Source organism: Cellulomonas dongxiuzhuiae, assembly GCF_018623035.1.
GTDB lineage: Bacteria > Actinomycetota > Actinomycetes > Actinomycetales > Cellulomonadaceae > Cellulomonas > Cellulomonas dongxiuzhuiae.
The window spans coordinates 160,940-182,073 of record NZ_CP076023.1 but is presented as its reverse complement, the minus strand read 5'-3'; the positions used below and the strand labels follow the sequence as shown (position 1 = coordinate 182,073).

Genomic DNA, 21,134 nt, shown 5'->3' with positions numbered 1-21,134 from the left:
CCGCGTCAGGCGAACGGCTCCGACCCCGCCGGCACCAGGTCGACCTCGACGCGCGGCGTCGCGCCGCCGCCCTCGGTGAAGATGACCCCGCGCAGCGGCGGCACGTCGTGGTAGTCCCGGCCCCAGCCGAGGACGACGTACCGGTCGTCGACGAGCTGGTCGTTGGTGGGGTCCGCCTCGAGCCACCCGTGCCCGGGCAGCCACACCGACACCCAGGCGTGCGACGCGTCGGCGCCGCGCAGCTTGGGGCGACCGGGGCGCGGCCGGGTCTCGATGTACCCCGACGCGTAGCGCGCGGGCACGCCGTGCACGCGCAGCGCCGCGATCATGAGGTGCGCGAAGTCCTGGCAGACGCCCGCGCCCTGCGCGAGCAGCTGCGCCTGCGTCGTGTGGACCGTCGTCGAGCCGGACCGGTACGTCAGCTCGGTGCGGATGCGGTGCAGCAGGTCGGTGACGACGTCGGCCAGCGGTCGCTCGTCGACGAACGACGGCGCCGCCCAGTCGCGGACCTCGTCGACGAACGTGACGTGCGCGGAGGGCAGCACTGCCTCCCGCAGCGCGACGACACCGGCGGCGTCGGTGTGCAGGACCCCGAGGTCCGCGCCCGTGACGCCGCGCGCGACGGCCCGCCAGCCCGTGTCCGGCAGCTCCGCGCGCGAGGGGGCCGCACGGCTCACCTCGAGCGTCGAGCGCGCGGTCACGACGAGCCGCGTGTGCGGCCGCGTGACGCCGAAGTACGTCGTCGTGTTGCCGAACCAGTCGACGTGCCGGCCCGTGTCGGCGGGTTCCGGGTCGATGGTCAGGGACGTCGCCAGCAGACGCTGGTCGGGCAGGTCCCGCGGGGTCAGCGTCGTGCGGCCGTAGGAGTCGGTGACCGGCTGCGCGTACTCGTAGGTGGTGCGGTGCACCAGGTCGTAGGCCCGGCCGCTCACAGCGCGCCCCCCTCGCTCGGCTCGCCGTAGGTCGAGCCCCACAGGTCGTCCAGGGCCCGGCTCGGCGTGGGCCGCACGAAGTGCACGCGCTCGATCTCGTCCGACGCCTCGCGCAGCCGCCACAGGATCGACTCGAGCGCGTCGACGAGCCGCACGCGTCGCCCGTCGTCGGACACCTCGTTGCCGACGACGACCGTGTCCAGCTCGGCCACGAGCTCGGCGACGCCCTGCAGCAGGTGGTCGCGCTGCGCGGCGGACCGCGGCGCCGGCACCGACTCCAGGTCCGCGTGCAGGCGGTCCAGCGTGAACGCGAGCGAGCGCGGGTTGGTGCGGTCGTGCACGAGCAGGTCGAGCACGCGCGCGACGTCGGTGCGCGACTGGTGGCGACGGCGGTAGGTGATCGCGGACTCGCTGGCCAGCAGGACCGACTCCAGCAGCAGGTCCTCCACGTCGGCGGGCCGGTGCTCGACCAGCGTCGCCCGGAGCACCGCCACCAGGCGCTGCGCCCGCTCGAGACGACGGCCCGCGTCGAGCAGGTGCCAGCCGACGTCACGCGTGAGGCCCTCGGCCGCGATGCCGGAGACCGCGAGCAGGCTCTCCAGCACACGGTCCAGCGTGGGCCGCAGGCCCGCGGTCACCGAGCCCGGCGGCACGGGCCCGACGTCGAGGACGTCGCCGGCCTGCTGGCGGACGCGCACCCGCGCACGCTCGTCGCGCAGGGTCCGCTCGATGCGCGCGAGGGGGCCGAACATGTCGGTCGAGAGCTGGTCGCGCACGGTCGCGGCTGCCGCGGCGAGCCGGCGCACGGCCCGGGCGACCGACCCCGCGGTGCGCTGGTCGAGCAGCAGGTCCCGCAGCGCGGGCACCCGCGGTCCGATGTGCTCGGTGTCCGGGTGGATCGAGACCGGCTCACCGCCGTCGGGCAGCGCCGCGGGGGTCAGCGCCTCGAGCAGCACCGCGAGCGCCTGCCCGCCCGCGCTGTCCGGCGTGCGGTGGTAGTCGTCCCAGCGGTCGGCGACGGCGCGCAGCACGCGGACCCCGTCCTCGGCGCGCTCGGCGTACCGGCCCATCCAGTAGAGGTTCTCGGCGGCGCGCGGCGAGATGCCGTAGGCGCCCGCGCGGCCGACGCCCGCGTCGACGTCCTCGCGCAGCGCGCTGACGGGGGCCGTCGGCGGGGACGCGAGCACCCACACGTCCTTGGCCAGCGCGCCGACGGCCGACGACGACACGACGTGGTCGTCGGCGACGCGCGCCAGACCACCGGACATCACCGTGTACGAGCCGGCGTGCGCGACCGCGAACGCGCGCATGACGGCCGCGCGCGGCCCGTCGTCGGCGGGCTCGGCACCCGGGCCCACGAGCTCCTGCCCCACCCACCGCCACGGCTCGGCCGTGATCCGCGCCGCGAGCTGCTCACGCTCGGCGGTCGTCAGCCGCCACCCGAGCAGGGTCGTGGTGCTCGACCCGTGCACGACCGGCTTGAGGACGAGCCGGTCCAGCCGCGCCAGGACGTGCCGCAGCGCCCGCTCCTCGCCGCACCACCACGTGGGCGCCGAGGGGAGCGTGAGGTCCTGGTCGAGGACCGCCCGCGCCAGGCGCGGCAGGTAGCCGAGCAGCGCCGGGTTCTCCAGCACGGACGTCCCCAGGGGGTTGACGACGCTCACCGCGCCCTGGCGGACGGCGTGCACGAGCCCGGGGACCCCGAGCCGTGAGCCGGCGCGCAGGTCGAGCGGGTCGCACCACTCGCCGTCGACCCGCCGCAGGACGACGTCCACGGGCTCGAGCCCGTCGATGCCCTGCAGGTACAGGCGCCCGGCGCGCACCACGAGATCGCTGCCCTCGACGAGCGGCAGCCCCAGCATCGACGCGAGGTAGGCCTGGTCGAACGCGGTCTCGCTCGCCGGGCCCGGCGACAGGAGCACCGCGCGCGGGTCGTCGCCCGCGGTGGGCGGCGCGACCTCGCGCAGGGCCTTGCGCAGCGCGTGGAAGAACGGCCCGAGCCGCGCGATGGACGCCTGGCGGTACACCGGTGCCAGGACCTGCGCGGTGACGCGCCGGTCCTCCATCGCGTAGCCCGCGCCGGACGGTGCCTGCGTGCGGTCCGCGACGACGCACCAGCCGCCCGACGCGTCGCGGACCAGGTCCGTCGCGGTGAGGACGAGCTCGCGCCCTCCCGGGAGGCGCAGCCCGTCGACGGCCCGCAGGAACCCGGGGTGCGCGAGCACGGTCGACGGCGGCAGGAGGCGGTCGTCGAGCAGACGCCGGGCCCCGTACAGGTCGTGCAGGACGGCGTCGAGCAGCTCGGCGCGCTGCACGAGCGCCGCCTCGAGCCGCGCCCACTCGGGCTCGTCGACCACCACGGGCAGCGGGTCGAGGCGCCAGTGCCGGTCGCCGTCGACCGCCTCGGCGCCGTACGTGACGCCGTGCCCGGCGAGCAGCTGCTCGGCCTGGCGCGCGGCGCGGGTCAGGTCCGCGTCGGTGGGGGCGGCGCCCGGCGGCAGCCAGGTCCAGTCCGGCCGGTGCGCGATCGTCCCGTCGCCCAGCGGGCGCGGTGACGAGAGCAGGTCGGTCATCCCGGCAGTCTGACGCACGGCGCGCGGGTGCGGCGCACGTGCCCGGGGTGTCGGCGGCCCGGAAGGCCCGACGCGCCCGGACGCCGGGGTGTGCAGCGCGCGTCGTCGCCGCCAGGGACTTCAGTCCCCTCCCGGTGGCACCGAGTAGGGGCCGGGGGGCAGTCCGTCGACCGCACCCCAGCACTGGAGCCCTCGTGCGCCCGTCTCTTCATCACGCCCGCCGGTCCGGTCCGGCAGCCTCGCCCGCGCCACGCCTGCTCGGCGTGCTGCTCGCGGCAGTCCTGCTGCTCGTGGGGCTGACGCCCGCGCACGCGGCCGCCGGCGACGGCAGCTCGTTCGACAGTCCTCTCGCCGTCCCGCTGACCACGCTCGACGGCACCTTCGCGGCGACGAACGAGGGTCGCTCGACCCCGGGCGGCAACTACCCCGGCCGACCGATCTGGGCCAACGGCACCTGGTACGAGTTCACGGCACCCGCCGACGCGCGGATCTCGATCGCACTGAGCTCCTCGTTCGACAACGCGCTCGAGCTGTGGACGGCGTCCGGGACGCTGGTCGACTCCAACGACGACGCCGACGGGACCCTCAACGCCCGGATCACGGTGGATGTCACCGCGGGCACGACCTACCGGTTCGCCTTCGCGAGCAACTCCTTCAACCCCCGCACGGGCCCCGGGACGGTCACGATCCGCCCGGTCGACGCGCCGGCGGCACCGACGGGCGTCACGGTCACACCGGGTGACAGGTCCGTGACGGTGACCTGGACGCCCCCCGCATCGGTGGTGTCGTCCTCCACGCTCGTCTGCTCCGTCGACGGCGGCACGGCGACGTACTGCGGCACGGTCAGCGGTGCGGGGACCTCCGCGACCGTCGACGGGCTGACCAACGGCGTCCCGGTCACGGTCCAGGTGCACAACCAGAGCACGGCGGGCGTCAGCCTGCTCTCCCCGGGCGTCGTCGCGACCCCGCGCGCCATGACGTCGCTCGTGGTCACGACGGTCCCCGCCGTCGTCGTCACCGGCGCGCCGTACGCGGTCGTGGCGTCCGTGGAGCGGTCCGACAGCGCGCCCGCGACGGGCGACGTGACGTTCGACATCGGCGGCGCCACCTCGACGGTCGCGCTGGTGGACGGCGAGGCGACGGTGACGGGCCTCGTCTCGCTCGCCGGGACGGTCCCCGTCACGGTGACGTACGCGGCCACGCCCGACCAGACGGGCGGCTCGGCCACGACCGAGGTCGTCGTCGGCCGGGCCACGCAGACGGTCACGCTCGACGCCGTCGGCCCCCTGACCTACGGCGACGCACCCGTCACGCTCACGGCGACGGCCACCTCCGGCGGCCCGGTGACGTTCGGGGCGACCGGTGCGTGCACCGTGGTGGGCGCGACGCTGCAGGTCGACGGCGCGGGCGACTGCGCGGTCACGGCCTCGCAGGCCGGGACGACCGAGCACCTGCCGGCCGAGGCCTCGACCACCGTCACGGTGGGGCAGCTCGTCCAGACCCTGACGCTCGCCGTCCCCGGCCTGGTCCACGGCCAGACGGCGGACGTCGTCGCGTCGTCCTCCGCGGGCCTGCCCGTCACCCTCACGGCCACGGGCGCGTGCACCGTGACCGACGGCCGGGTCACCGCGACCGACGTCGGCACCTGCACCGTCACCGCCACGCAGGACGGGGACGCGAACGTCCTGCCCGCGCCGCCCGTGAGCGTCGAGGTCGACGTCGAGCGTCGCTCGCAGACCGTCACGATCGACCCGATCGGCGACCTGCTCTTCGCGGTCGAGCCGGTGCGGGTCGTCGCGACGTCGTCGCTCGGCCTGCCCGTGACGCTCACCGCCACGGGTGCGTGCCTCGTCGTCGGCGACGAGCTGCGCACGGTCGCGTCGGGCGACTGCACGATCACCGCCACGCAGGCGGGTGACGCGCACACGCTGCCCGCCGACGCCACCACCACGATCCGCGTGGTGGGCACCGGCACGTCCGCCACCGTGCGGCTCGACGCCGAGCTCGGTGATCTCGCGGCCGGTGCACCGTTCACGGTGCGCGCGTCGGGCGTGCTGCCCGGCTCCGACGTGGTGGTGGTGACGGTCCACTCCACGCCGCGCGAGCTCGCTCGCGTCACGGTCGGGGCCGACGGCACCGCCGTGGTCACCGGCGTCCTGCCGGCCGACCTGGCAGCCGGCGACCACCGCCTCGTGATGGACGCCGTCGGGCTCGACGGCGTCGCCGTCGCGGCCGAGGTCGGCTTCACGGTCGCCGCGGACGGCGTGCTCGGGCGGATCGGCGACAGCGTGCTCACGCGGGTGCCCGCCGCGGCCGCCGCTCCGGCCGCCGCTCCCGCCGCCGCCGCGCTCGCCGTGACGGGCCCGGGCGACTCCGTCGCCGTCGGCGCCCTGGCCGGGCTGTGGCTGCTGCTCGGTGCGGCACTGGTCGCGTGGCGTCGCCGCGCGACGGTCTGACCGTACGGCGCGACGGCGGGTGCCGGGCCCCGGGCCCGGCGCCCGCCGTCGTTCGTCAGCCCTGCACCACCGTGGCCCCGTAGCCGTACAGCGCGGGGGTGACCTCGAGCACCAGATCGCCCGGGTCGGCCACCGCGAACGCGAGGAAGAAGGTGAACGTCGAGCCGGAGGGGATGCTGACGTCGGGTCCCGTCAGGGCGATCCCCTGGTCGGGGTCCCACACGGCCACGCCCGGCTGCCCGCCGGACGTCGCCCGGACCTGGAGCGTGTTGGGCCGGAACGCCTGGTCCGTGCGGTTGGTCACGACGACCTGCATCTTGACGGCGACGCCCTCGTCGACGCCCGTCGCGTTGTCGCTGGGCTCGTAGCGCTGCGGAGGGTTGACGGCGACCTCGAGCCCGTCCCCGTACGAGTGCGGGTTGCCGAACCCGACGATGCTGCCCGGCTGCTCGCGGTCGCTCGACCGGGACGAGGTCTCCTGGCCCGCCGCGGCGGAGGGGACGGTCGGGACGATGATGCGGAAGACGACCACCGCGGCGACGACGGCGACGACGGCGAGCAGCGCGCCGGCGATCGTCACGGCACGGCTGCGCCGCTCGGGCTCGATGACGGGCGTGTGGTCGGACGGCTCCCGGGACGAGATCGCCGAGACCCCGAAGCCGGCCGTCGGGACGCCGGACCGTGGGGTGGGCACGGAGCGCAGGGCGGGTGAGGTCCCGCGTCGGGCATCGGGGTGTTCGGTGGTCACGCGTGGTCTCTCCCTGGGATCGGCGGCCGGCGCGCCCCGGTCGCCCGGCGCCCGCCATGACGGACCCCTGCCGGGGTGGCGCGGGCATGGCTGCGCGATCACCGGAACGGAGGGGGCCGAGACGCTCCGCGTGCGTCGTCGGCGGACCGAAAGTAGCGCCGTTTTGTCCGATATCTTGCGCCTAAACGGTTCGCGAGGCCGGATTCACATGAGGCTCTCACCGTGTGATCGCTGACCATGACAAGCGTTCGCCACCGTCCGGCCGACGGACGGCGAGTCGGGCTGCAGGTTCCCGCGGAGTACGTGCCGCAGCCCACGGCTATAGTCGTCGGGACAACTGAAGACGCCACCGATCTGCGGCGGGAGAGCCCGCCCGAGCGGGCGCCGAAGGAGCAACCTCCCCGGGAATCTCTCAGGCATCCGAACCGCTGCAGCGAGGCAACTCTGGAAAGCGACCCCACGGGGTCCACCGACGGTGCAGGCGGGCGCGTCCCGCGAAAGCTCTCAGGTCCGATGACAGAGCGGGGAACACCGCCCGCTCGCGCGACCCTTCGCGCTGTCCTCCAGGAGCCTGCCCGTGGCCGTCGTCACCGCCTCACGCCCGCACGCGCCCGTCGTCCCGGACGTCGCCCTGCCCGTCCCGGCGACCGGCGCCGCCGCGGTCGGGACGCACCGCCGCCTGGGCCTGGTCGCGATCGTCGTGTCCGCGGCCGCGATGGGCACCGCCGGGCTCTTCGGTCGCATGGCGGCACCCGCCGGCGCGGTCGTCGGGGAGGCGCTGACGCTGGGTCGCATGCTCGTCGGCGCGCTCGGGATGCTCGTCGTGCTGGCCGCGACCCGGCACCTCGGGCGGCTGCGCCGCACGCGCATCACCCCCTCCGTCGTGCTCGGCGGGGTGCTGCTGGGCCTGTCCCTGGCGACCTACCTGTCGTCGACCGTGCTCATCGACCTCACGCTCGCCGTCGTGCTGCACTACCTCGGCCCCGTGGTCGCGACGGTCCTCGCGGGGACCGTCCTCAAGGAGCGGGTCGGCGCCACCGACGTCGTGTCGCTCGTCGCGGCGTTCGCCGGCATGCTGCTCGCCGCGGGCCTGGTCGGCGGCCCGTCGCGGCCGGTGCCCGACGGGCACGCGCTGGGCGTCGGCCTGGGCATCGCGTCGGGCGTCCTCTACGGCGGCGCGCTGCTGTGCTACCGGTACCGCACGGACATGCCGTCGGACGTGCGCAGCTTCTGGAACTTCGTGTTCGGTGCCGTCGGCACCGGCGCCATGGTCGCCGTCACGCGCCCCGACGTGTCGGGCATGACCGCGACGCACTGGGCGTGGGCCGCGGCGTTCTTCGTCGTGTGCGGCGTGCTCGCGCTCAGCCTGCTGGTGGTCGCGGGCAAGCACCTGCGCGCCGTCGAGCTCTCGTCGCTGTCGTACCTCGAGGTCGTCGTCGCGGTGCTCCTGGGCGCCGCCGTCTTCGGCGAGGCGGTCTCCGCACCCGCCGCGGCCGGGGTCCTGCTCGTCGTCGCGGCCGCGGTGCTGCCCCTGCTGCCGCGTCCGCGAGCGGGGCGGGAGCGGCGGGCGGCGCGGGCGCGGGCGGCCGCGACGACGAGCGCGGCGACGCGCGTCGCGGTGCGTCAGGCGGTCGTGAACACCAGCGGGTCGTAGCCGATCAGCGACGGCGTGAGCGTCAGCGTGACGTCCTGCGGGTCCAGCACGACGAACGCGAGGTCGAAGGCCACGACGCCCGAGCGGTCCAGCGGCTGGGCGGGACCGGTGAGGTCGACACCCGTCCCGGGGTCGAGGATCTGCACGGCCTCCTCACCGCCGGACACGACGACCACGCCGACGGTGTCGGGGACGAACTCGCCGCTCGTCCCGTTGATGATGTTGACGCGCACGCGCACGGGCTCGCCCTCGGAGCCCTCGACGCCGTCGGCGTACGCCGACGGCGCGAACGCCGCCGGCTTCTTGACCTCGACGACCAGGCCGTTGGCGTACGTGAAGGACTGGCCGAAGGCGGTCTGCGTGCCGGCGTAGGTCGCGATCTCGGCGGGCGTCGCGGATCCCCCCGCGCTGGCGGTGGACGTGCAGCCCGCGGCGACGAGCAGGGCGGCGGCGGCCGCGGACACGACGATCGTGCGGCGGCGGGTGGCGGTCGAGCGGGTCACGGGTGCTCCTCGGGTCGGCGCACCGGACGCAGCCGGCACCGACACGCGAACCCGCGCACGGACGCCACGCGATGCGTGACGCGACCACGACCCGGCGCGGCGGTGCGGGGGGCACGACACCTGCTCACGTCGTTCTCCCCCTGGGCCGCGGCCAACGTAGCATCGGCGCCGCGTGCGCCACAGGGCCTTCGGCTCACCGCGTGCACGTCGCTGACCTGCGGCGACACGGATGCGCCACTCCCAGGAACGTGCGCCGGTGGGCCGCGCGGGTGACGGGCGGTGTGGCGGTCGTCACAGGATTCTCAGGGGATCTTCCGAAGGGTGGGACGACTGGGGTGCGCCCGTCCCGGGCGACGGCTCACCACCCACGGCCGCGAGCAGGTCCGTCCGCAGGGGGTAGGCCCACCTGAGGTAGCCCACGGGCAGGCCTGTGCCCCCTGACACGCGCTCGTGCGTGACGTGGGCGCCGGTCACCAGCAGCTCCCGCACGGTGCGGCTCACCGCGAGCGCGCGACGCCGTCGGCGCTCCTCGACGCGCTCCTGCGCCGACCGGCCCGCCGACCGGCCGCCGGTGCGGCGCTGCCTCCAGTGCACGGTGCCTCAGCCCGCCTGCCGCGCGAGGTCCGCGGCCTGCGCGCGGACACCTCGGACGTCGAGGTGCAGCTGTTCCTGCAGCGCCTCGGACGTGGGGAACCGCCGCTGCAGCCGCAGCAGGTGCAGCAGGCGCACCTCGATCACCTCCCCGTACAGGTCACCCGAGAAGTCGAGCAGGTGCGCCTCGAGGAGGCGCACGCCGTGCCGGCCGTAGTACGTCGGACGGCGCCCGATCGAGACGGCGGCCACGTACCGGCCGCTCACGCCCTCGCGGACGACCCGCACCGTCCCCGACCACACGCTGTCGGGGACGTCCAGGCCGGGGACGGCAAGGTTCGCCGTGGGGAAGCCCAGCAGGCGGCCGCGCTGGTCCCCCCGCGCGACGACGCCGCGCACCACCGGCGGGGACGGCCGCGCCGTCGGGGCGGCACCGCGCGGCACGCGCACGGTCGTCGCGCTCATGCGACGTGCCGCTGCAGCGCGCGGAAGGTGCTCGCGTGGTAGACCAGCGGCTCGACGTCGGGCGAGACGGTGCTGTGCCGCACGTCGAGCAGGACGATGCCGTGGTCACCGGCCGGCACCACCTCGCGCAACGAGCAGTCGAACCAGGCCGAGGCGTCGTGCACGAACAGGGCACCGTCCGGCGTCACGGTGGTGGCCAGCCCGGCGAAGCGATCGCGCGACCTCGACGCGAGCTGGCGGGCCGCGACGTTGTGGCCGGCCCCCAGCACGGAGATCCCCAGCCGGGCCGCCCCCTGGAGGCGGGGCCACGTGGTGGACGTCCACTGCACGCAGAACGCCACGAGGGGCGGGTCCAGCGAGACGGTGACGAAGCTGCTCGCGGCCATCCCGACGGGTGCACCGTCGATCGTGGCGCACACCGCCACGACGCCGCTGGGGAAGCTGCCGAACGTCCTGCGCAGCAGTGCGGGGTCGACGGGTTCGCCCGGCTGCTCCGGCGCGGGCGTCGAGACGTCGGCTGTGGTCGTGGGCACGGTCATGACGGCTCCTTGCGAAGGTGTGCGGTGGTGAGCAGGACGTGCCCCCAGACCTGCACCCAGGCCTCGGCCTCGGGCAGCTCGGCGGCGGTCGCGTCGCGGGCGTACAGACCGGGCGCCGGGCAGGTCGCGCCGAGCTCGACGAGCACCGGCTTGAGCAGGAGGTCGGGGGCCATCGCGTGCGCCGGGCCGGCGCCCAGCATGAGCGGCACGGCGGTGACCCCCCGCAGGCCGTCCCCCGTGGCGAACTGGTCGAGGAAGCACTTGAGCAGGCCGGTGTAGCTGGCCTTGTACGTGGGGCTGGCGACCACCACGAGGTCGGCACCGGCGACCGCCTTGACGGCGGCCTCGACGCCCGCGTCGCCCCAGCCCAGGACCCCCGGACCCAGGTCGACGACGTCGACGACGACGTCCGGCGGGGAGCCGGTCAGTCGCCGCACGAGGGCGTGCGCGGCGCCGGCGGTCCGGGAGGCCGGCTTCGGGTTGCCGACGACGATCGCGACGGTCACGGGTCCTCCTGGGCGGGCGTCGGACGGGCTGACGTCGTCCATCGTGGGCGCAGCCTGTTTCCGCCGCGGCCTGCCGCTGTTACCCGACCATTGCGCCGATGCGTCAGGACGACGACAGCGCCGTGAGGCTCCCGCGTGCGGTGGTCGCCATCACCACGTCGGACCGGTAGTGCACCCAGCTCAGCGACCACGGCACCCCGTCGACGTCGCAGAGCAGCTGCTCGCGGAGCAGCACCGGGTCCCCTGGCTCCAGGCCCAGCACGCGCGCCGTCGCGACGTCCGCCGCGGCCGCCTCGAGCACGGTGTCGCTGGAGCCGAGCTCACGCCCGAACAGGAGGCGGAACGCGGCCCGGGCGTCGGGGATCGAGGCACGGGTGTCGAGGTCCCGGACCGCCGCGCTCAGGCGCTCCAGCCCGAGCTCGACCGGGTGGTAGCCGACGCGCACGTACAGCGGCCTCCCGGCGGCTCGCACCTCCTGCTCGATGAGGATCACGGTCTCGTCGTCGCGTCGCAGCCGCTCTCGCACGTACGCCGTGGACGCGACCACCCGGTGCTCCAGCTCGTGGATCGTCACGGCGCCGGAGGGGGCACCCCGCAGCTCGCTGGGCAGGCACTGGATGAGCTCGACACCGGTGGGGCGGTGGTCGTGCCGGCGGCGGATCACGTGCCGGCTCCGGTGGTGGGTCGGGGCGAGGGGCGCATCGGTCCTCCGAGGTGGGAACGGGTAACCGGCACGCGGCTGCCGCCCTGCTCGTGAGCGGGGCGGCAGCCGGGTGCCGTGGGGGCGCAGGACGTCAGGAGCCCGGCTCGACGATGCTGAAGTCGATGACGTTGTCGGTGCGGTGGGCGAACCCCGTCAGTCCCTCACGGAAGACCATGAGCGGCTGCACCTTCGCCATCTGGATCTGCGCGCGACCCTCCTGCCACACCAGCTCCGCCCGGTTCCAGTGCACCGCCGCTTCGGGCGACAGCGCGTCCCCGGCGGCGACACCGGCCGCGACGGCCTCGTAGAACCGCGGGTCCTCCCAGCTGCTGGAGTTGCGCTCCTCGTTGTCCTCGGGGAAGGCGAGCAGCAAGCTGTAGGGCGGGGACTCGTAGGACACCGACATGTCGCGGTAGAGCCGCATCTGGAACGCCTTGGTGAGGGCCTGCTCCTGGAACGCGGCCGGCGGCAGCACCTCGATGTCGACGTCGAACCCCGCGTCGCCCGCGAACGACTGGATCTGCACCGCGATGGCCTCCATGTCGGGGACGGCGTTGCTGACGGTGATCGTGTACGACACCGGGGTCCGGACCCCGGCCTCCTCGAGCAGCGCGAGCGAGCGCTGCGGGTCGTACTCCTGCTCGAGCAGACCGTCCGCCACGTGGTGGGGCGCCTCGGGGTTCAGCAGGCCGACCACCGGGTTCGCCCGGCCCCCGTAGACCTGCTCGATGATCTGCTCGTACGGGATGGCGTAGAAGACGGCCTGGCGCACCAGGGGGTCGTCGAAGGGCGGCGTCCGGGTCTGCATGAAGGCCCAGGCGAAGTTGTTCGTGTCGACCGAGAACGTCTGCAGGCCCTCGGTCCCGGTCATCGCAGCCACGTCCGCCGCGCGCAGCTGGACCGCCACGTCGACGTCCCCGGCCCGCAGCAGCTGGGCACGGTTCGCCGCGTCGGGCACCACACGCTGGATGATGCGCTTGATGGCCGGCTCGCCCAGCGGGTACTCCGGGTTCGCCTCGAACGAGATCTGCTGACCGTCCTGGTAGTCGGTCATGACGTAGGGCCCGAAGCCGAAGTTGCCGTTCGTGTTCGACCACTCGACCGCGTACGGGTCCGCGGCCGTGGCGTGCTCCTCGAGCAGCTCCTTGTCGTAGATCTCACCGGAGATCTTCGAGATGACCGCCAGCAGGGGGAAGCCGTGACCGGCCTCCGCCACCGTCCACGACACCGTGTGGTCGTCGATCTTGCGCAGCTGGGTCGCAGGGTCGGTGATCGCCGGCAGCGAGATCGCCGGCGCGATGCTCGTCGAGTTCCACTTGCGCTCATAGCTGTACAGGACGTCGTCGGCGTCGAACGGGTTGCCGGCCTGGCTCAGGACACCCTCCCGCAGGTGGAAGGTGTAGGTCAGCCCGTCCTCGCTGACGTCGTAGGACTCCGCGAGCACGCCCTCGAAGTCGTACAGGTCCTGCGTCAGGGCGTTCGGGTCGTCCTCCGCCTGGACGTAGGGGTTGCGGATCAGCGTCGCCCCGGTGAGCAGCGTGTACTCGAACGCCTCGTACCCGCCGGGCTTGCTGTCGAACGCGAGGCCGCCGGGCACGGCCGCGACGGCCTCCACCAGGACGTCCCCGGTGGACGACGGGCTGTCGGCGCTGCCGCCGGACCCGTCGGAGCCGGCGCACGCGACCAGGAGCAGGGGCAGGACGCCCAGCAGGACGACCGTCCCGGTGCGGTGCGCGGCCGGTCCGGGGGGTCTGCGGTCGGGTCGGGAGGGCAGGGGCATGGGGACTCCTCGGGGGTCGGAGCGGGCATCGGCCACCGCGGGAGGCGGGGGCGTCGGGGTGGCCGAGCTGGAGGCGTCGGCCGGAGGGTCAACGGCGCCTGCGGCGCAGGACCTCGCTCGCGGCCAGGGCGAACGCGCCGACCGCGAGGGCCAGGGCGGCGGCCGGGAAGGTCGCGGACCACCACCGGCCGGCGACGGCGTCGGGTGCGCCGCGGCTCAGCATCGCTCCCCACTCCGGCGTCGGCGGCGGCATCCCCACGCCGACGAAGCCGAGGGCAGCCGTGACGATGATGGAGACCGCGAACACGACGGACGTGTTCTCCCACGCGGCGCTCACCGAGTTCGGCATGACGTGCCGGAACGTCAGCCGCAGCTCACCGACGCCCGCGATCCGCGCGGCGTCGAGGTACGCCTCGGCTCGCACGCGCAGCACCTCGGTGCGGATCAGACGGATCTGGATCGGCGAGAGGATCACCGCCAGGCACACCACGATGGTGGGTGCGCTGGCCCCGAAGAAGCTGATGACGACGAGGCCCAGCACGATGGCCGGGACGGCGTCGGCCAGGTCGACGAGGCGGCTCAGACCACGCGCCGCCAGGCCCAGCGGCCCCCGCCGGGACTCGTTCATGCCGATCAGGATGCCGACCAGCGCCCCGATCAACGTGGCGAGCACGGTGACGAGCCCCGCGATGACGAGGTTCAGGCGCGTGGCGGCCACGACGCGGGAGAACACGTCCAGGCCGGCGGAGTCCGTGCCGAACCAGTGGTCGCCACCCGGCGGGACCGATGCCGACGCGACCACGCGCGTCGGGTCGTAGGGCAGCAGGAACGGCCCGACGACCGCGACCAGCGCGATCACGACGAACGGCACGACCTTCCACCAGCCCGTGCGGTCGGTGCGGTCGCGCGCGGGGGCCTCGACGGCGGGAACGGTGACGGTCGACGCGCTCATGACTCCTCCACCCGGACTCCGGGACGCCGCCGGGGGTCCAGCAGCATGTTGACGATGTCGACGACGAGGAAGACGACCAGGGACATCGCGGCGACGACCAGCAGGAACCCCTGCAAGGCGATGAAGTCGCCCGAGTTCACGGCGTCCACCGCGTACTGGCCCATGCCGTTGAACCCGAAGAGGCCCTCCATCACCACGGCGCCGCCGATCAGGTAGCCGAACAGCGTGCCGGTCATGGTGATCACCGGTGGTGCCGCACGGCGGTACACGCTGAGCACCACCGCCGCGCGGGACGCCCCGGAGGCGACCCGGAACCGGGTCACGGGGTCGTCGATCGCGTCCTCCAGGCCGGCCACCCACAGCTTGATGAGCAGCGCCGACTGCGCGAGGACCATCACGCCGACGGGGAGCACGAGGTGGGACACGATCGACCCCGCCGCCTCGACGTTGCCGGCCAGCACGGCGTCCAGCAGCGGGAACCCGGTCACGCGCGGCGGCGGCAGGATCTGGATGTCGAGGCGTCCGACGGGCGCCGGAGCCCACCCGAGGGCCGCGTAGAAGACGATCAGCCCGGCGACCGCCAGGACGTACTCCGGGATCGCCCCGGCGGCCCGGGCGTAGGCACGGACCGTCGCGGACACCGGGTTGCGCGGGTGGAGCACCACGACGTAGGCGACGAGGCAGCTGACGAGCGCCGAGATCGCCAGGGCGCACATCGCCAGCTCGAGGGTGCCGGGCAGTCGCTGCGCGAACTCCGCGACCACCTCACGTCCCGTCATGAGCGACTGCCCCAGGTCCAGCTGCACGAGGTTCACCACGTAGCCGACGAGCTGCTCCGGCAGGCTCCCGGCCAGGCCGAGGTCCGCCTGCAGGGCCGCGTACGCCTGGGGCGTGTAGTTCTGACCCAGCAGCACCAGCACCGGGTCCCCCGGCATGGCACGCACCAGGACGAACGTGAGGACCACGAAGACCAGCAGGTGCGCCGGCAGCATCGCCACGCGCGTGGCCCACCAGCGCTGACGGACCACCCAGGCCCTCACGGCAGCACCGCGGTGCCGGCCCCGACGGGGCGGCGGGTCTCGTGGGCTCGGACCAGGCCCCGCGTGTACTCGTGCCGGGGGTCCGTCAGTACGTCCGCGGAGCCGCCCCGCTCGACGATCTGCCCGCGGTGCATCACCGCGAGCTCGTCACAGACGAACCCCGTCGCCGGCAGGCCGTGCGACACGAACACGAGCCCCGCCCCGCGCTCGAGGCACGCCCGCTTGAGCAGGTTGAGGATCGCGCCCTGGACGGAGACGTCGAGCGCGGAGACGACCTCGTCGCAGACGAGGATCTTCGGCTCGACGACCAGGGCCCGGGCGATCGCGAACCGCTGGCGCTGACCTCCCGAGACGTACCGGGGGTAGCGCTCGGCCATCGCCGGCGGCAGGCCGAGCGACTCGATCGTCTCGAGGGCCCGTGCGCGCGCGGTGGTCCGCGGCAGTCCGAACAGGTGCAGCAGGGGCTGCATCACCGAGTCCAGCAGGGTGCGCCGCGGGTCGAAGGACGACGTGGTGTCCTGCGCGATGTACTGGACGGTTCGGCGGACCTCGGCGCGCTGCCCGCGGAACCGCAGGAGGACGTCGAGGCGCTGACCGTCGAGGTACACCGCCCCCTCGCTCGGCACCTCCAGCCCGACGAGCATCCTGCCCAGCGTGGACTTGCCGGACCCGGACTCACCGACCAGACCGATCCGGCTGACGTCGGTCACGGTCAGGTCGACCTCGCTGACGGCCGCGTGCCGGTGGGCGCGGGAGCCGAAGAACTTGGTGACCTTGTCGGCCGTCAGGGTCACGGACGCTCTCATGCCGCACCCCGAGCGAGGTCCGCGCCGTCGTCGAGCTCGCCCCCCGCGGCCACGGCGAGCCGGCTCTCGGCCATCACCGCGTCCAGCGTCGGGAGGTAGTCGCGTCCCACGTCGGCGAGCGTCGGGATGCACCGCAGCAGGCCCTGCGTGTAGGGGTGGCGTGCCCGTGATGCGAGGTCCGCCGACGCCGCCTGCTCCACCAGGTCCCCCTGGTACATGACGAAGGTCCGGTCGGAGTAGTCCAGGCAGAGGTGGATGTCGTGGCTGACGATGAGCAGCGACGTCTGGGTGGTGCTGGTCAGCTCCAGCAGCAGGTCCATGGTGGCGCGCGCCAACGACGCGTCCAGCGCGCTCGTCGGCTCGTCCGCGATCAGCAGCCGCGGCTGACCGCACAGCGCGAGCGCCATCATGACGCGCTGGCGCATGCCCCCGGACAGCTCGTACGGCCGGGCCCGCATCACGCGATCCAGGTCCGTCAGACCCACACGTCGCAGCCAGTCACGAGCGCGCGCGTCGTCGTCCGAGCGGGACGCCCGCCCGTCCGCCCGCAGGACGGCGAGCAGCTGGCTACCCACCGACCACACCGGGTCGAGGGACGTCATCGCGTCCTGGAAGACCATCGCCATGCCGGGCGTGCGCCGCGGGAGGCGGCCCGGTCGACGGTCGGAGATGGAGCGGCCGGCGAACTCCATGGCGGTCGTGGTGACGTGCGCCTCGGGGGGCAGGAAGCCGGCGACGGCCATCGCCAGGGTCGTCTTGCCCGACCCGGACTCGCCGACCAGGGCGATGCGCTCGCCCCGCCCGATGTCGAAGGAGACGTCGCGCACCGCGGTCGCACCGTCGGGTCCGCCGTACCGCACGGTCAGGTCCTGCACCCGCAGGAGGTCCGCGCCCGGTGCGGGCTCCTCCGCACGCAGCCGGGGTCGTTGCGCCGGGGAGCCGGCCGGGCTTCGATCGCGAAGCGTCGTGCTGAACATGGCACCACCTCATGGATGTCGCGGACGAGATCAGGTCTGGAGCGGGGCGGCGCGCGCGACTCCGGAGCGGAGCCCACGGCGTCGTGACGGTGGAGGTGATCCCGGTGTCGGCCGGTGATCCTCGTGCTGATCAGGGCCTGCACCAGGGGTGCGGGGCTGCGTCCTGTCGTGGCGCAACACTGCGGGAACCGTGTTACGAACCGGTGGCTCTGCTTGTGACGTCCAGATTGCGCCGACGGGCCACCGGGCGGGCGTGCGAGGTCGAGCCGATCGCGACCATGTCGCCCCGGAAGTGGGTGAAGCTCAGGTCGCGCACCCGTCCCGCGGAGTCGCGCAGCACCAGCTCCCGGAGCAGCACCGGTGAGCGCTCCGGCACCGTGAGGTGCGCCGCCAGGACGGCGTCGGCCGCGACGGCCTCGACCGACGCCTTCCACTCCCCCGCGGGGCAGCCGAAGATGCTCCGGAACGACGCGGCGAAGCACAGCAGCTGCTCGTGGAGCGCGGCCACGCGCGCGAGCACCACCTCGGGCGGGTCGTGCAGCGGCAGGTAGGCGATGCGGTGGTACGCGGGCGTGCCCCCGAACAGCCCGACGTGCTCCATGACGAGGACGTCGCGCCCCGTCTCCAGCTCGGTCTCCACCTCGGGGTCCGGGGTGGAGACGCGGCTGCCGAGATCGTGCACCACGACCTGCGGGTAACGGCCCGGGACGGTGACGTCGCTCGGCAGCAGCTCACCGATCGGGATCCGCATGAACGGGTGGCGGACCTGCGTCCCCGTCTTGGTGCGCCGCTCCAGCAGACCCTCACGGGTCAGGTGCTGCAGCGCCGAGCGGACCGAGTTGCGGCTCGCACCGAGCTCGTCCACCAGCCGCTGCTCGTCGAACGCCCGCCCGTCGAGCAGCCTCCCGGACCGGATGGCGGACCGGAGCTGCTCGTAGGCGCGGCGCGGCGAGGTGTGCCGGTCCGCGACCGTCCGTCGTCGTGCGCGGCTGTGGACGAGACGTTCCCGCTCGAGCTCTTCGAAACTGCGTGGCGGCACGGTGACCTCCCAGGATGGGTCGGTGCAGGCTCGCCCGGTTCCCGGGCGAGGTGCGGCCCCATCGACGCGTCGGTCCGGGAGCGGGGTCCGGCCCGCTCCCCGCACATGCGGCCTCAGAAGGCCAGGAGGTTGTCCCGGAAGTGCGCGTAGTCGTAGCCCGACCGGATCAGGCCCTTGCGGCGCAGGACGGGCGCGAGGCCGTCCGCGATCTCGGCCACGTTCTTCCTGGTGACGGGGGACGCGATGAGGAAGCCGTCACCACCGGCGTGCTCCATCGCCTCGGCCATCTGGCCGGCCACCGTCTCGGTGGTGCCGCACAGCTCGATCGACTCGATGGTCCGGTGGTTGGCCGCGATCTCCCGCAGCGTCTTCCCGGACCTCGCGAAGTCCGCCATCGTGGACTGGTGGCCGTTGTTCTCGCTCAGGTCCGGCAGGGGCGCGTCGAGGTCGAACTTCGAGAAGTCCATGCTGGTGAAGTACGACATCGCGGCGAGGTTGCCGTCGATGTTCGCCGCCTGCGCCGCGCGCATCCGGTCGCGCTTCTCCTGCGCCTCCGCGTCGGTGTCGGCCAGGATGGGCGCGACGAGGAACAGCACCTTGACGTCCGACGGCTTGCGGCCCACGGCCAGCAGGCGCTCGCTGATGTCGTCCCGGTAGGCCTTCATCGCGTCCACCCCGACCACGGCCGAGATGATGGTGTCGGCGTGCGTGGCCCCGAGGTTGCGGCCCGCGGGTGACCCCCCGGCCTGGCAGATCACGGGACGCCCCTGGGGGCCGGGCGGAGTGTTGAGGGGGCCGCGCGTGCGGTAGAAGCCGCCCTCGAAGTCGACGTGGTGGATCTTCGTGTGATCGGCGAACACGCCGGTCGACTCGTCCATCTGCAGCGCACCGGTCTCCCAGCTGCCCCACAGCGCGTCCACCGCCTGCATCCACTCGTCGGCCATCTCGTACCGCAGGTCGTGCTCCACGTGCTTCTCGAGGCCGTAGTTCTGCGCGGCGGCGTGCGGGCTGGCCGTGACCAGGTTGATGCCGATGCGCCCGTCGGTCAGGTGGTCGAGGGTCTGGTAGAGCCGCGCCGCGAGGAACGGCGGGTAGAACGTGGTGGCGGCGGTCGCGACGATGCCGATGCGCGACGTGGCCTGGGCGACCAGCGGCATCAGCGGCATGGGGTCGAACCGCACGGCCTGGCCGCCGCGGACCGAGCTCTCGAACGAGCCGCGGAAGACGTCCGGCAGCACGGAGGAGTCCTCGAACATCAGGTAGTCGAAGCCGGCTCGCTCGAGCGAGGTCGCGGTGTCGACGAACAGGTCGGGTCGACCGACGTCCGACCGGACGTTGCCCGACCACGGCTGGTTCCAGCCGTACACGCCGAAACCGGTGGTGAGAAACCAACCCATGTGGAACATGTCTGCGATCTCCTTGGAGGTGGGGGCGGGGCGTCACGGGGGCGCCACCAGGGCGTCAGAAGGCGAGGAGGTTCTCGCGGAACGTGGCGTGCTCGTAGCCGTCACGGATCAGCCCGCGCCGGCGCAGGACGGGCGCGAGTCCGTCCGCGACCTCGGAGATGCCGCGCCGCGTCACGGGTGAGGCGATCAGGAACCCGTCCCCGCCGGCGTGGTCCATGGCCTCGGCCATCTGGTCGGCGACGGTGTCCGGGCTGCCCACCAGCGGGATCGACTCGGCCACCCGCCGCGTCAGGGCCACCTCGCGCAGCGTCTTGCCGGCACCGGCCTTCTGGTAGTCGGCCACGGTGCTCTGGTGGCCGTTGGTCCTCGACGCGACGTCGGGGAACGGCTCGTCCGGGTCGAAGCGGGAGAAGTCGATGCCGCTGACGTACGACAGGCCGGCCAGGGCGTTCTCCAGGCTCGCGGCCATGGCCGCGGTCTTGCGCTCCGCGCGGTCCTGCGCCGCCCGGTCGGTGTCGCCGAGCACCGGGTCCACCAGGAACAGCACCTTGGCGTCCTCCGGCCGGCGCCCGTGCGCGACGAGACGGCGCGAGATGTCCTCCCGGAACTCCCTCATCGCCTCCACCCCGACGACGGCCGAGACGATGGTGTCGGCGTGCGCGGCCGCGAGGTCCCGCCCCGCCGGGGACCCGCCGGCCTGGCACAGGACCGGGCGCCGCTGCGGCCCCGGGATCGTGTTGAGCGGCCCCCGGGAGGAGTGCCAGCGCCCCTGCTGGTGGACCGCGTGCACCTTCGTGTGGTCGGCGAAGACGCCCGTGCTCTCGTCGAGCACGACGGCGTCGGGCTCCCACGACTCCCACAGCGCCGTGACCGTGCGCGTCCACTCGTCCGCCATCTCGTACCGCAGGTCGTGCTCGACGTGCTGCTCGAGGCCGTAGTTCTGCGCGGCCGCGTGAGGACTGGCGGTGACGAGGTTCAGCCCGACCCGACCACCGGTCAGGTGGTCGAGCGACTGGTAGAGCCGCGCCGCCAGGAAGGGCGGGTAGAACGTCGTCGCGGCCGTGGCGATGATGCCGATGTGCCGCGTCCGGCGGGTCAGGTGCGGCACCAGCGGCAGCGGGTCGAACCGTACGGTGGCGACCTTCAGCGAGTGCCGGAAGCTGCCCTCGTAGATGTCGGGGAGCACCGAGGAGTCCTCGAGCATCATGTAGTCGAAGCCCGCGCGCTCGAGCGCGGCGGCCATGTCCGCGAAGAGCCCCGGGTTGCCGACGTCCTGGGCGACGTTCCCCGCCCACGGGGTGTTCCAGCCGTACACACCGAAGCCGGTGCCGAGGAACCAACCGAGGTGGAACATCAGTGCCTCCTGTCGTGGGGTCGTGGCCAAGTGCACCCTGCGGACGTGACATCGCCGCGACGGTGACGTTCCACGGGTATTGCGCGGGTGCGGCGGGGGGCCTGTCGCGC

At 73.9% G+C, this 21,134-nt stretch carries 18 protein-coding genes and 2 riboswitches; of the genes, 2 read left to right on the top strand and 16 right to left on the bottom strand.

Annotated features, from left to right (window positions below; genetic code table 11):
- Nucleotides 1-5 precede the first annotated feature (5 nt).
- Both KKR89_RS00790 and KKR89_RS00785 read right to left on the bottom strand, forming a co-directional pair.
- Nucleotides 6-932 (bottom strand): transglutaminase family protein, encoded by a 927-nt coding sequence (locus tag KKR89_RS00790; protein ID WP_208196816.1) that lies wholly within the window; start codon nt 930-932, stop codon nt 6-8.
- A complete protein-coding gene (locus KKR89_RS00785; RefSeq protein WP_208196815.1) occupies nt 929-3,505 on the bottom strand; it encodes a circularly permuted type 2 ATP-grasp protein in 2,577 nt (858 codons plus the stop codon). The genes KKR89_RS00790 and KKR89_RS00785 overlap by 4 nt, the downstream gene beginning before the upstream one ends.
- 263 nt (nt 3,506-3,768) lie before the next feature.
- On the opposite strand from KKR89_RS00785, the gene KKR89_RS00780 reads away from it, so the two are divergent.
- A complete protein-coding gene (locus KKR89_RS00780; protein ID WP_208196814.1) occupies nt 3,769-5,961 on the top strand; it encodes a fibronectin type III domain-containing protein in 2,193 nt (730 codons plus the stop codon).
- Nucleotides 5,962-6,016: 55 nt separating this feature from the next.
- Here KKR89_RS00780 and KKR89_RS00775 read toward each other — a convergent pair whose 3' ends face one another.
- A complete protein-coding gene (locus KKR89_RS00775; RefSeq protein ID WP_208196813.1) occupies nt 6,017-6,709 on the bottom strand; it encodes a hypothetical protein in 693 nt (230 codons plus the stop codon).
- A 350-nt stretch (nt 6,710-7,059) separates the two neighbouring features.
- A riboswitch (glycine riboswitch) is annotated at nt 7,060-7,147 on the top strand.
- A riboswitch (glycine riboswitch) is annotated at nt 7,148-7,239 on the top strand.
- Between the two features lie 47 nt (nt 7,240-7,286).
- Between KKR89_RS00775 and KKR89_RS00770 the strand changes: the two genes are divergently transcribed.
- On the top strand, nt 7,287-8,363 hold the full coding sequence (locus KKR89_RS00770) for a DMT family transporter (protein ID WP_208196812.1): 1,077 nt from the start codon (nt 7,287-7,289) through the stop codon (nt 8,361-8,363).
- Here KKR89_RS00770 and KKR89_RS00765 read toward each other — a convergent pair.
- From KKR89_RS00765 to KKR89_RS00705, 13 genes are all read right to left on the bottom strand, one after another.
- Entirely contained in the window at nt 8,333-8,866 is a 534-nt protein-coding gene (locus tag KKR89_RS00765) for a hypothetical protein (protein WP_208196811.1), read from the bottom strand. The genes KKR89_RS00770 and KKR89_RS00765 overlap by 31 nt on opposite strands.
- Before the next feature lie 600 nt (nt 8,867-9,466).
- On the bottom strand, nt 9,467-9,922 hold the full coding sequence (locus KKR89_RS00760; protein WP_208196810.1) for a riboflavin kinase: 456 nt from the start codon (nt 9,920-9,922) through the stop codon (nt 9,467-9,469).
- Complete coding sequence (locus KKR89_RS00755) at nt 9,919-10,461, bottom strand: flavin reductase family protein (RefSeq protein ID WP_208196809.1); 543 nt, start codon at nt 10,459-10,461, stop codon at nt 9,919-9,921. Before KKR89_RS00755 ends, KKR89_RS00760 begins: the two co-directional genes overlap by 4 nt.
- A complete protein-coding gene (locus KKR89_RS00750; protein ID WP_208196808.1) occupies nt 10,458-10,967 on the bottom strand; it encodes an NADPH-dependent FMN reductase in 510 nt (169 codons plus the stop codon). The genes KKR89_RS00755 and KKR89_RS00750 overlap by 4 nt, the downstream gene beginning before the upstream one ends.
- A 103-nt stretch (nt 10,968-11,070) precedes the next feature.
- Nucleotides 11,071-11,631, bottom strand: coding sequence for a UTRA domain-containing protein (locus tag KKR89_RS00745; RefSeq protein WP_208196807.1), 561 nt, complete (start codon nt 11,629-11,631; stop codon nt 11,071-11,073).
- 130 nt (nt 11,632-11,761) lie between these two features.
- On the bottom strand, nt 11,762-13,450 hold the full coding sequence (locus tag KKR89_RS00740) for an ABC transporter substrate-binding protein (RefSeq protein ID WP_208196806.1): 1,689 nt from the start codon (nt 13,448-13,450) through the stop codon (nt 11,762-11,764).
- 88 nt (nt 13,451-13,538) lie between these two features.
- The gene (locus tag KKR89_RS00735; protein ID WP_208196805.1) at nt 13,539-14,402 is read right to left on the bottom strand and encodes an ABC transporter permease; all 864 of its coding nucleotides are present in this window, start codon (nt 14,400-14,402) and stop codon (nt 13,539-13,541) included.
- Entirely contained in the window at nt 14,399-15,442 is a 1,044-nt protein-coding gene (locus tag KKR89_RS00730; RefSeq protein ID WP_208196804.1) for an ABC transporter permease, read from the bottom strand. Before KKR89_RS00730 ends, KKR89_RS00735 begins: the two co-directional genes overlap by 4 nt.
- The gene (locus tag KKR89_RS00725; RefSeq protein WP_191783607.1) at nt 15,439-16,248 is read right to left on the bottom strand and encodes an ABC transporter ATP-binding protein; all 810 of its coding nucleotides are present in this window, start codon (nt 16,246-16,248) and stop codon (nt 15,439-15,441) included. The genes KKR89_RS00730 and KKR89_RS00725 overlap by 4 nt, the downstream gene beginning before the upstream one ends.
- Nucleotides 16,245-17,225, bottom strand: a complete 981-nt coding sequence (locus tag KKR89_RS00720) for an ABC transporter ATP-binding protein (RefSeq protein WP_208196803.1) — start codon at nt 17,223-17,225, stop codon at nt 16,245-16,247. Before KKR89_RS00720 ends, KKR89_RS00725 begins: the two co-directional genes overlap by 4 nt.
- Nucleotides 17,226-17,418: 193 nt before the next feature.
- The gene (locus tag KKR89_RS00715) at nt 17,419-18,264 is read right to left on the bottom strand and encodes a GntR family transcriptional regulator (RefSeq protein ID WP_208196802.1); all 846 of its coding nucleotides are present in this window, start codon (nt 18,262-18,264) and stop codon (nt 17,419-17,421) included.
- Between the two features lie 113 nt (nt 18,265-18,377).
- Nucleotides 18,378-19,670, bottom strand: coding sequence for an NtaA/DmoA family FMN-dependent monooxygenase (locus tag KKR89_RS00710; protein ID WP_208196801.1), 1,293 nt, complete (start codon nt 19,668-19,670; stop codon nt 18,378-18,380).
- Nucleotides 19,671-19,725: 55 nt separating this feature from the next.
- Nucleotides 19,726-21,024, bottom strand: coding sequence for an NtaA/DmoA family FMN-dependent monooxygenase (locus KKR89_RS00705; RefSeq protein ID WP_191783603.1), 1,299 nt, complete (start codon nt 21,022-21,024; stop codon nt 19,726-19,728).
- Nucleotides 21,025-21,134 lie beyond the last annotated feature (110 nt).